The sequence below is a fragment of the Flavobacterium facile genome, from assembly GCF_036321945.1.
In the GTDB taxonomy this organism is placed as follows: domain Bacteria; phylum Bacteroidota; class Bacteroidia; order Flavobacteriales; family Flavobacteriaceae; genus Flavobacterium; species Flavobacterium facile.
Genome location: NZ_JAZAYT010000035.1, coordinates 232,287 through 244,201 on the forward strand (window position 1 = coordinate 232,287; position 11,915 = coordinate 244,201).

The window sequence follows — 11,915 nt, forward strand, 5'->3', positions numbered from 1 at the left end:
ACGTTTATTGTATATTTGTAGTTCAAAATGATTTCATATTTATGAGAAAAATACTTTCCTATTTGTTTTTATGCTTCACGCTATTTTCTTTTTCACAACAGAAATTATGGAAAGGCTATTTCTCGTATAATGAAATCACAGATTTATGTATTTCACCTAGTAAAGTATATTCTAGTACTAAAAATTCTGTTTTTAATAAAGATGTTACGTCTAATATTTTAACCACCTTTACTTCTGTAAATGATGTAAAACCAGATGAAATTACAGCCGTTTTTCAAACATCAAACAATCATACTTTAGTTGGAAATAAAAACGGTTTAATTATTTTGATCAAACCCGATGGAAGTACGTTAAACAAAGTGGATGTTATTACAGATGTACCTGTTCCAGCAAATAGAAAAAAAATCAATGATTTCTATGAATTTAACGGAAAAGTTTATGTTTCCACCCAGTACGGTATTAGTGTTATTAAACTGTCTAATTTCGAAATTGAAAGCAACTTTTATATTGGAAGTGCTGGAGAATTTATTGATGTTTTACAAACTACTGTTCATAACGGTGAAATTTTTGCTGTAACTAGAACTCAAGGAATAAAAAAAGCAACGTTAAACAATCCGTTTCTTTATGATTTTTCACAATGGTCTGTTTTTAATGCTGGAAATTGGTTAAGTATTTTAACCTTTAATAATCAATTAGTTGCCATGAATACTGATGGTTATAGCTATAGGTTTTTGGGAAATTTACCGCAACAATTTTCTCAACAGATTGGTAATGGATTAAAATTAAGAACGGATAATACTTACTTAACAATTAGTAATTTATTTCAAATTTCAGTGTACAATCAGAGTTTTTCTTTAGTAAGTAATGTGTTTCAAATTCCTAATTTTTCTGATTTGTTTACATGTGCTATAACTAAAAATGATAAATTATTTATTGGAACTTCTAAAAACGGTTTATTCGAAACTTCAGTTGTTAATCCAATTGTTTTTACTAATATTTCTCCAAACGGACCAATTGAAGATTTGGCTTTTAAAGTAACAAAAACAACAAATGATTTATGGTTAACACACGGAAAATACGACAGAACTTATACACCAGATTATAAATTACAAGGTATTAGTATCTTTAATAAAAACAATGGTTGGAATAAAATTCCAACTTCCGAAGTTCAAGGTGCGGTTTCTTTGGCTGCTATTGCTGAAAACCCTAGAAATTTATCTGAAGTTTTTGTGGCTTCAGGTCATAGCGGTATGTTGAAATTTACTAATAAAACAAATGCTTTTTTGTTCAATCAAACTAATTTTTTAGAATCAGTTGGTTGGATTCCTGGTTTTATTTCTGTTCGAATAAACGGAATGAAATACGATAAAGATGGGAATTTATGGATTACCAATGCATTAGTTAATAGAGGACTTAGGGTGTTAAAAAATAACAATACTTGGCAATCTTTTGATTTAAGTACGGTTGTACAAAGTCCAGAATTTATTCATTATGGTAACATAGATGTTGATAAAAACAACACTAAATGGGTAGCATCTTATGGAAGAGGTGTAATTGCGTTTAATGAAAAATACAACAATAAGTTTATTGTAATAAATGAAGAAAACGGAAATTTGCCTAATAATGATGTGCGTTGTGTAGCCGTTGATAACAAAAACCAATTATGGATAGGTACTTTTAAAGGATTAAGAATATTAAATAGTGTAGATAGATTTATTTCAGAAAACGAACTTACAACTACAAATATTGTTATTCAAGAAGGTGATTTAGCTCAAGAATTGTTTTATCAACAAGTAATACAAGATATAAAAGTAGATGGTTCTAATAATAAATGGGTTTCAATTGCTGATGCTGGTGTTTTTCAAGTGAGTCCAAATGGACAAACAACTTTAAGAAGATTTACGAAAGAAAATTCCCCATTACCAAGCAATAATGTATTAGACATTGAAATTGATGAGGTTTCAGGCGAAGTATTTTTCGCTACAGATAAAGGTTTAGTTTCCTTTTTAGGTTCTTCAACTAAAGGAGATGATAATTTAGAAAACGTTTATGCTTATCCAAATCCAGTTCGACCAGGTTATACAGGAACAGTAAAAATTTCAGGATTGATGGATAAAGTAAATCTTAAAATTACCGATATTGAAGGGAATTTAGTTTTTGAAACCACTTCTTCTGGCGGAACTGTAGAATGGGACACTACCGCTTTTGGAAAGTATAAAGTAGCTTCTGGTGTATATATGGTTTTTGTCACATCAAATGATGCTGCAGAAACAACTGTGAAAAAAATAATGGTGGTTAGATAATGCAAATTAAAACCCAAGCGATTGTTTTAAGCGCAATTAAGTATCAAGAAAAAAGTTTAATTGTAAAATGCTTTACTTTATCAGATGGGTTAAAATCATATTTTATTCCAAGCGCCTTTTCTTCTAAAAAATCGAATCAAAAGATTGCTTATTTTCAACCGCTGAATATTCTAGAAATAGAAGCCAATCATAAAAACAAAGGCACCTTAGAGCATTTTAAAGAAGTTAAACTTGCCTATACTTATCAAAATATAAATACAGATATTGTAAAAAGTTCGATGGTTCTTTTCTTGTCGGAAGTGTTACACAACAGTATTTTTGAAGAAGAAAAAAACGAAGATCTGTTCGCATTCATAGAAACTTCTTTAATGTGGTTAGACACACATGATACCATTTCCAATTTTCACCTCATTTTTCTATTGCAACTCACGAAGTTTTTAGGCTTCTATCCTCAACTTCAAGAGTCAGATGCTTCTTATTTTGAAATGATTGACGGTGTTTTTTCTCCATTACAAGGCACAAGTTGTTTAAACGAACACGAAACCAATTTACTAAAAAAAGCATTACTTTTAAAGTTTGACAACAACCATAAAATTTTTAATGGTGTAGAACGTCAAACGTTGTTAAACATTCTTTTAGATTATTATGCTATTCATTTAGATGGCTTCAGAAAACCAAAATCGTTAGAAGTTTTAAAAGAGGTTTTTAGTAACATTGCTATATAAACAGTAGTTTTTTAAGATTTTTGCAAATTAAATATTACAAAAAGTTAAAAATAAATTTTATATTAACATTTAATTTGTAATTTTAATAAATTTTAACAAACAAAATTATGGTAAACAAGCTACTAATCTCAACAACGAACAACGAACAACGAACAACGAACAACGAACAACGAACAACGAACAACGAACAACGAACAACGAACAACGAACAACTTAACACTTAATCTCTTGTTAGGTTTTATGTGTTTCCTATTTCTTAATTTCGGATTTTCTCAAAGTACAGTTACTAATTTATCTTGGGATATTAATGCAGGTTGTCAATTATATGACTTTCCCAAAGAAAGAGAAATTTCGCTTGAAGAAATTGAAAATTTACCGTGCATTACAGTTTGTGAAAACACTATTGTGCATTACACGCTTTCAGGAACGTTTAGCCCAAACGCCACAGTAACTTGGAATGTTATTGGTGGCTTGTCTTCAATTACAGCAACCACAGCAACAACTTCAACGGCTACGGTTACTTGGGGTATAGCTACAACAACAGCAAATATTTCTATTGCAGTTACAGACGGAAACAATACAATTACAAAAACGTTATGCTTCAATGTTGTAAAAAAACCAACTGCAGGTTTTTTAGTTTATCCTAATGAAATAAACGAACCACAAAATGGAATAAACGCGTGTTTAAATCAAAACATAGTGTTTCACAATAATTCCTCAACTAATGGTGGTAGTAATTTGTATTCCTATTATTGGGAATTTGGCGACGGTACAACTTCTCAAGAACAAAACCCAACACATATTTATGACACTCCAAATACTTATACCGTACAACTCACAGTTACTAATGCTTGCGGTTGTAAAGATTATTTTAAACGAGAAATTAAAGTAATTGAATCGAGAGGTTTCGAAATTAGTTGCCCAAGTGCAGTTTGCGAAAATAAAATTCAAACATATAGTATTCCTGTAGGAGAAGTAAATTGTAACACTTACAATTTTACAGTTCAAGGAGGTACCATATTAAATAACCCAAATGACGGAACAGTATCAGTAGCTTGGAACAATGTAGATGCAACAGGTTTTGGATATCTAACTTTTAATCCAAGCGAGTGTAATGCAAAATGTGCTATACCTACTACCATTAAAATTCCTGTAATACAAACCATAGGTACTATTACGGGTAATGCTAGTATGTGTGCTAACACGCAAGGAATTTACACTTTGCCACAATGGCCTGCAACCATCTTTAATTGGTCAGTAACAGGTTCGGGTGCCACAGTATTTAACCCTCAAAACAACAACCAAATAGTGCTAAATGCTACGCAAAGTGGTGTGGTTACTATCACTTGTAATTATACAAACACCTTGCTTAATTGCTCAGGCACTGCAACAATACAAGTAACTATTAAAAACCCAGAGCCTATAAACGGAGCAACTACACTTTGTGTTAATAATGTTGGATCATATAGTACAGCAACAGGGCATTTAGTAAATTGGCAACTAACAAGAAATAATGTAGTAGTCCTAAATACTACTAATTCGGCAAGTTTTAGTTATAATTTTACAATTGCAGGCAATTATATCCTTACTGCCAATGGCGCTAATGTTTGCAATGACCAACAAGTTGGTATAAATGTATTACCTGTACCAACAGTTTTAACGCTTGCAAACATTAACGAACCCGCAACGGCTATATGTCCTTTGCAACAAACAAGTTTTAGTATAGAAACAGCAAACCCTAATATGGATTATGAATGGCAGGTAACTGGCGGTAGTATTGCGGGTGCAACTATTGGGCAAAGTGTAGCTATTACCTTTAACCAAACAGGACCTTATTTAGTAAAAGTGCGTCAAAAGGCTAAAAATACGTCTAATTGTGCGTCACCTTGGTTGTCTATTACGCCAACTATTTTTACTATTCAAGCGGGTATTACAGATACTTTTGCCCTTCCTGTATTTACACCTAACCCAGCAATGGGTTCCTGTGGTAACACAAGCAGAACCTATGTAGCCATAACAAACACGGCGCCAAATACGGTTTACGCTGCCGATTCATACGAATGGAGTATTACACCTGCCTATCTTGGGAGTATTACCTCTAATGGCTTTTCTTCTGTAGGCGTGCAATGGAACAATGTAACCGCACCACAAACAGCCACAATTTCGGTAACTATAAAAAAATGTACGGTTACGCAAACCATTTCTCGTCAAGTAGTTATTTCCCCACCTATTACATTAACTTTTAACGCAACTAATGTGTGTTCGGGTAATACAGTAACTGCTTCATTATCTAGTACAAATGTAGCAATACCTGCTGGGGCAACTATTACTTGGAACGATGGAAACGGAAATACAGCTACACAAAATATTACCACTTCCATTCCGGCTGGTACTGTAGTAAACTGGACTACACCTATATATTATACTAACTCAGCAACTTTTAATACCGATTATAACATTACGGCAACATTAAACATACCACAAGGGTTAGCCACTTGTGCAGGGCAGTATGTTAGTACCAAAACAATTAGTGTTACGCCAGGCCCAGGTGCAAGTATTTCTAGTAACAACGGTTATGGTTTTTGTACTTCGCAAACCTACACTACCACGCTTTCAGTAGCAACTAATTCATCAGTCCCAAATCTCTCAAAAAAATGGTATAAAAATGGTGTTCAGGTAGGTACAGGCAGTACGTATGTTGTAAATAATATAAACACACCTACAACTGCTAATTATTATGTTACAACTCAATTAGGTAGTTGCACATCTCGTTCAACAAACACTACTATTAATATATCGGGTTGCATACCACCTCCTGTTTGCACTATAAATCCAAACCCTAATATTACAATTGATAAATTATCGTGTGCCTACCCAGCACCAGATGCTAATGTGTGTAGCAATTGTGCCACACTTTCCATTAAAGCAACTATTACAAACCCTGCACTACAACCCCTTTCAGAAAACTGGCAAATTAACGGGCCAGATGCCACTACAACAGGGCAAATTGTAAGCTCAACGTCACTAAACACGTATGACAAACCTATAACAGTACCCGGTATTTATAATGTGTTTTACAATGCTTTTTATACCTGTACTGACGGACAAATTGGTAAAAAAGTAACACAGCAAAACATTACCATACCTTATATTGCTAAATTTACAAAAAGTGTAAACTGTACCAACAATACCATTACACTTACCGATGCTTCTAATTTTATACCAACCGTGCCTGCAAGCAGCCGAACCTTTAGCTATGACTATAAAATAAACAGCGGCGCCTGGACAACTATAGCCGGCAACAGCCCAACGGTTACTTTTAACTTACCCGCCGTAACCGGTACCTTATACTTGCGCCAACGCATAGGCGGCACTTTAGGCGGCGTAGCACAGCAACGTTGCGAAAAAATTGAAAGCATGCCCATTAGCAGCACAACCCCACAAAGTATTGTTGCAACAAATAATTCATGCTATAACTATGCTATAGAGTTTACAGTTACTCAACCTAATCCTTTAGATATTTCCTATTTCTGGACGTTTGATACCCCTCCAGGTACTTCGCCACCCATACCCGCACAGTTGGTAACAGGTGATTATTTTGCAATAAGAACCTTCGATGCCAGTTTTGCAGGCACCACACAAGTGGTTTCTGTAAAAATAAAAAACATAAACGGCTGCGAGCGTACCATTACAGGTACGGTTACCATTCCTAACCGATGTTTTTTTGGCACCATTACCAGTAGCGCAATGCCTATTTGCAATAACGGCAGCCTAACATTAAACTATACCCCAAACCCAACAACTCCTGATAATTGCACAACAGGCAACACCTATACTTGGATGGACGGCAACCAACAGCTAGGCACAACTACTGTACCTACCAAAACCCTACCAAACGTAACAGGCAACCACGCCTATTGGGTAATTGTAAAATCTAATAGTTTGTGCGAATTTTCAGTACCCAACCGCATTTCACCTACCTACAAACCAGAAGTAAAACTAGTACTAAGTTTGCCAGCCACCGTGTGCCAAGGCAACACCTCGGCTACAGCAACTATAGATACCGATGGTACCAATATAGTTTGGACGGTTGATACTATTCCACAACCAGCATACAACAACGCCACTAGTTTGCCTATACATAATTTTGCTTTAGGCACTCATTTGGTTTCGGTTACTGCCTCTGGTACAAACGGATGTAGCAAAACAGTTACTGGTATGTTCAGTATAAAACCAGTACCAGGGTTACCTACAGTAAGTTATGAAGTAATAAATTGCGATACGTATGAAATTAAATTAACGGCAAACCCACCAGCAGGCGGCACAGGCACATTAACCTGGAGCACCAACACCCCTGGTAGTTCCGTAATCGTAAACACAGGCGGCCCATATATGGTTACCTATAATGATGGTTCGGGCTGCAACACCACAGCACAACTGTTTGTGCCACACAGTGCCGATAAGTTATTTTGGGTGGTGCCTAGCGGGTGTTATGTAACTTGTCAGGAAAACAACGGTTACCTTATGGGACCAATTGGCACCTATGCCAACTGGGAATGGTTGCAAAACAACGACATCGTACTTTCAGGCAGCAACAGCCCAATAGAAAATTTAAATATAACACAAAGCGGCACCTATGCCTTGCAAATAGAAACCATTTGCCCGCAAACTACACCGCCTTTAACTATTGATGTTTTAGAATGTAGCGAATGTCCGTTTTATATAGAAGAACCTAAAATTGGGTGCAAACGCATAGCCGATACATTATTGGCTTACGAAATGTATTTGCAGTTTGAAAATCCTAGCAATTTTACAACTTGTATAGCCACTTGTAATACCACACAAATTGCAATTAGCAATACAGCCAACACCTTAGTGCCAGGGTATAATTTTTTACAGTTTACACTCATTCCATTAAACGGATACAGCGGTGGCGATGTTGAAATTACACTTACTTGCACCAATAGCGATGGCAAAGTATGTCAATTTAAATTTAATATTAAATTGCCAGATTGTCGTAAAGATGGTAATACAAACAAAACAGCGGAAGCAACAAATGCAAATCGTTTGCAACTGTGGCCAAACCCTACTACTAATAAAGTAACGGTTAGTTATGTTACCCAACAGCCTACTAACACAAATGTATTTTTGTTTGATGTTACAGGCAAATTAGTAAGTACTTTTGAGGTAAAAAATAATACCGGCACTTTTGATATTAACACCAGCAACCTAGCCAAAGGGGTGTATATTTTAGTGTTAAAAGACCAAGACAATAGTAGCATTCAGAAAAAATTAATAATAGAATAACCATAATCCACAAAAAAAAAAAAACAACCAATCCACTTCCACAACGTCCCCCCTCTCCAAAGGAGAGGGGCTGGGGGTGAGGCTTAAAACTTCAATACTCATGAAATCAAATAAACTAATACTAGCACTCTTGTTTTTGTGTGCCACACACAAAAACCTAGCCCAGTGTTTTACACAAATAGCGGCATCCGATTACTTTAACATTGCCCTAAAGCCCGATGGCACCCTTTGGGGGCAAGGTAGAGCACTGCCTACCTTTACATGCTATGCCGAACCAGACAGTCCTAATGTACTCTTGCAAATAGACCCCGCTACCGATTGGGCAAAAATTAATACAGGAAATCATTATATGTTAGCCATAAAAACCAATGGTACCTTGTGGGGTGCAGGTAGAAACTCTACAGGGTTTATGGCAAATGGTGAGTATGGTGCAACAGGCGTAATAAATAGCAATTGGAATTTATTGCAAATTGGCACCGCTACCGATTGGAAGAAAGCTTGTGGGGAAGCTAGTATATCCAAAGTTGCATTTGGCCTCAAAAACAACGGCACCCTTTGGTCATGGGGTACCAATTATGATAATGGGTGTTTGTGCAAAAACAACTTTCTAGACAATTATACCATTACCCAAACAGGCACCGATTCCGATTGGGCAGATGTAGAAACTGCTGGGAGTATAACCCTTGCCCTAAAAACCAATGGTACCATTTGGGCATGTGGTACAAACAGTCAACTCTCTAACCCTAACATACCTAATAATAATAACAAAACCCCCTATTTTGTGCAATTATATTCCATGCCTACCAATGGCGACTGGATGCCCGAACTAAAAAACGATTGGCGTTTTATTGCAGGAAACACTCAAGGCACCGTAGTTGCCATAAACAACAGTAACAAATTGTTTACTTCGGGTTATTTTGCTACAGGGCGTGGGTCTATTGGTAACTCTAGAATGTTTGAACAAGTAAATACCGATACCGATTGGAAAACCGCCGCTTGTGGTAGCCAAACCGTATATGCTATAAAAAACAACAACGCCCTTTGGGCATGGGGGAAAAACGATTTTGGTCAGTTGGGCGATGGCACTACTATTGATAGGCTATTTCCCGTACAAATAGGTACCGATACCAATTGGGAAAAAATTAGCCCAGGCTTTCAGCATGTAATTGCTACCAAAACCGATGGCTCGGTGTGGGCTTGGGGCAATGCTAAAAACCATCAGATACCCAACAATGTAACACCAGATTATTCTGGCCCCGACTTTTATAGTAATTATTATACCACACCACAGCAAATTGCTGTAGCAGGGTGCACCCTAAGCAGCGAAAGTTTTTCATTAAAAACAAACCAGTTACGCCTGGCACCCAACCCTGCCACTACCGAAACCGAATTGTTTTACTCCCTAGAAGCTAATGCTACCGATGTAGCCGTGTATAATATGGAAGGCAAATTAGTAGCAAAAATTAATATTTTAGAAAAAGGAAATCATTGCACCATCGATACCCGTCGTTTTTCAGCCGGAACATATATTGTAATACTAGAATGCAACAACAAAAAAATGGCAGAACAAAAATTAATAATTAAATAGCCAAAACCCACACTGTCTACTCATTACGAGTTTACAAAGCAACCCAAAGAAGGGCAGATTCGAGGATTTTTAAAATTATACAGATAAAAAATCAGTGATAATCCGTGAAATCCGTGGCTTTAAAAAATAATAACAAAATAATTAAACAATCCACTTCCGCATTGTCCCCCCTCTCCTTTGGAGAAGGGCAGATTCGAGGATTTTTAAAATTATACAGATAAAAAATCAGTGATAATCCGTGAAATCCGTGGCTTTAAAAAATAATAACAAAATAATTAAACAATCCACTTCCGCATTGTCCCCCCTCTCCTTTGGAGAAGGGCAGATTCGAGGATTTTTAAAATTATACAGATAAAAAATCAGTGATAATCCGTGAAATCCGTGGCTTTAAAAAATAATAACAAAATAATTAAACAATCCACTTCCGCATTGTCCCCCCTCTGTCATTGCGATTTTACGAAGCAACCTAGAGGGGCTGTGGTTGAGGTTCAAAATTCAAAATCAATTTAAAATTCAAATACTATGACAAATAAAGTAAACAGAAAATACAAAACAAAGGATATTGAAATGCTAACCGCATCGGCAACAATTATTGAAAACGCAATTGCCAATAAAACACTTCTACAAGCTAAAAGAAGCACTTGGGCAGACCCGTTTTTTGAAAACCTAAAAACACAAATTCAAACCACAACCGATACCTTTTTAGGTAAAGATGCCGCACAACAAATGCGTCAAGCTACTCAAACAGTCCTTTCCATTCAAGCACAAGCACTTAATGACCTTGCCGAATTTAAAGTACAAATTGAACAAGACTTTAAAAACACACCCGTTCAAAAAACTGAAATTCTTACCCAATTAGGTTTTACATCCTATCACAAAGCGGCTCAAAAAGGCGACCAAGAAGGATTAGTAAATTTGTTATTCCAATTTAAAAACAACATAAACACAACACTAAACACCGAAATAGTTGCTAAAGGAATGGCACAAGTAACAATAGACCAAATTAGTAACTATGCCAATACCTTAAAAGACGCAAATATTTCACAAGAAACCTACAAAGGCACTCGCAAAGAAATAACAGACGAAGCAATTACTGCATTTAATCTTATCTACGACCAAGTAATAAGCATTGCAAAAATCGCCAGCAATTTCTACAAAACCGACAAAACAAAACAACAACAATTTAGTTTTGCCAAAGTATCCGCAACCCTAAATAGTAAATCAACATAAACCCCTCCCCTTTGGGGAGCAATGTCATTAAGTTAAGAGAAAAAGTCTCAGTTTTGTCATTCCGACGTAGGAGGGCACGAGCGAAAGCAAACTGGCGAAGCAATCTCATATATTACTCTCATTATGTGATTTCTCCCGTTGGTCGAAATGACAAATGAACCTTAACTTAATAACATTGCTTCGAGGAGGGCTGGAGTGGGGCTAACAACAAATCCATAAAACCATACGGAAGCGCAACATAGGCACACGGAAACCAAATAGTAAACTACGGAAACTTTACATCGGCAGGCGGAAGAATTAAAGTAAACGGCGGAAGCAAAAAAATAACAAGCGGAAATTCAATAGTATCTGAGAGAAGTTTCACTCTAATACACGGAAGCATTATTTTAATACACGGAAACCAAATAGCAACACACGGAAGCTTTACCTAAACACACGGAAGAAAAAGTAATACACGGAAAATTGCAAAAAAAAAGCTAAAATCTTTTGGTATTTAAGGCACGTCAATATAACGATAAACACAAACGACTTAATCTCTTGACACAAAGTAGATAATTCTATTATCTTTTATCTATTTTCTTTCGTCTTTTTATAATTGGTATTAAACCGTTTAAGTTTTAAAATTACAGCTTCAATTTTACCATTTATGAAATTAAGTTTGTATAGTCATCTCTTAATTTTCTTAATTTTAATGGTTAAAAACATATTTTTGTTTTTGGTAATTTCAAAGCAAAAAAGGTAAAGTAATAACTTTTGCCTTTT

General features: G+C 35.8%; 5 protein-coding genes. All 5 read left to right on the plus strand.

All coding sequences use genetic code 11. From position 1 onward, the window contains the following. Positions 1 to 41 precede the first annotated feature (41 nt). The gene (gene porZ, locus UEQ13_RS13570; RefSeq protein WP_329806871.1) at positions 42 to 2,303 is read left to right on the plus strand and encodes a type IX secretion system anionic LPS delivery protein PorZ; all 2,262 of its coding nucleotides are present in this window, start codon (positions 42 to 44) and stop codon (positions 2,301 to 2,303) included. Further along, positions 2,303 to 3,028: a DNA repair protein RecO gene (gene recO, locus UEQ13_RS13575; RefSeq protein ID WP_329806872.1), complete on the plus strand. Its 726-nt coding sequence runs from the start codon at positions 2,303 to 2,305 to the stop codon at positions 3,026 to 3,028. Before porZ ends, recO begins: the two co-directional genes overlap by 1 nt. A 240-nt stretch (positions 3,029 to 3,268) precedes the next feature. After that, complete coding sequence (locus UEQ13_RS13580; protein ID WP_329806873.1) at positions 3,269 to 8,335, plus strand: PKD domain-containing protein; 5,067 nt, start codon at positions 3,269 to 3,271, stop codon at positions 8,333 to 8,335. 100 nt (positions 8,336 to 8,435) lie between these two features. Continuing rightward, positions 8,436 to 9,923 (plus strand): T9SS type A sorting domain-containing protein, encoded by a 1,488-nt coding sequence (locus tag UEQ13_RS13585; RefSeq protein ID WP_329806874.1) that lies wholly within the window; start codon positions 8,436 to 8,438, stop codon positions 9,921 to 9,923. 522 nt (positions 9,924 to 10,445) lie between these two features. Continuing rightward, positions 10,446 to 11,153 carry a hypothetical protein gene (locus UEQ13_RS13590; protein ID WP_329806875.1) on the plus strand — a complete coding sequence of 236 codons (708 nt, stop codon included), beginning with the start codon at positions 10,446 to 10,448 and terminating at the stop codon, positions 11,151 to 11,153. The last annotated feature ends 762 nt before the right edge of the window (positions 11,154 to 11,915 follow it).

Bases quoted from the DNA above. Each gene is read 5' to 3' on its own strand.
- porZ (WP_329806871.1), top strand. From the start codon at position 42: ATGAGAAAAATACTTTCCTATTTGTTTTTATGCTTCACGCTATTTTCT.
- recO (WP_329806872.1), top strand. From the start codon at position 2,303: ATGCAAATTAAAACCCAAGCGATTGTTTTAAGCGCAATTAAGTATCAA.
- UEQ13_RS13580 (WP_329806873.1), top strand. From the start codon at position 3,269: ATGTGTTTCCTATTTCTTAATTTCGGATTTTCTCAAAGTACAGTTACT.
- UEQ13_RS13585 (WP_329806874.1), top strand. From the start codon at position 8,436: ATGAAATCAAATAAACTAATACTAGCACTCTTGTTTTTGTGTGCCACA.
- UEQ13_RS13590 (WP_329806875.1), top strand. From the start codon at position 10,446: ATGACAAATAAAGTAAACAGAAAATACAAAACAAAGGATATTGAAATG.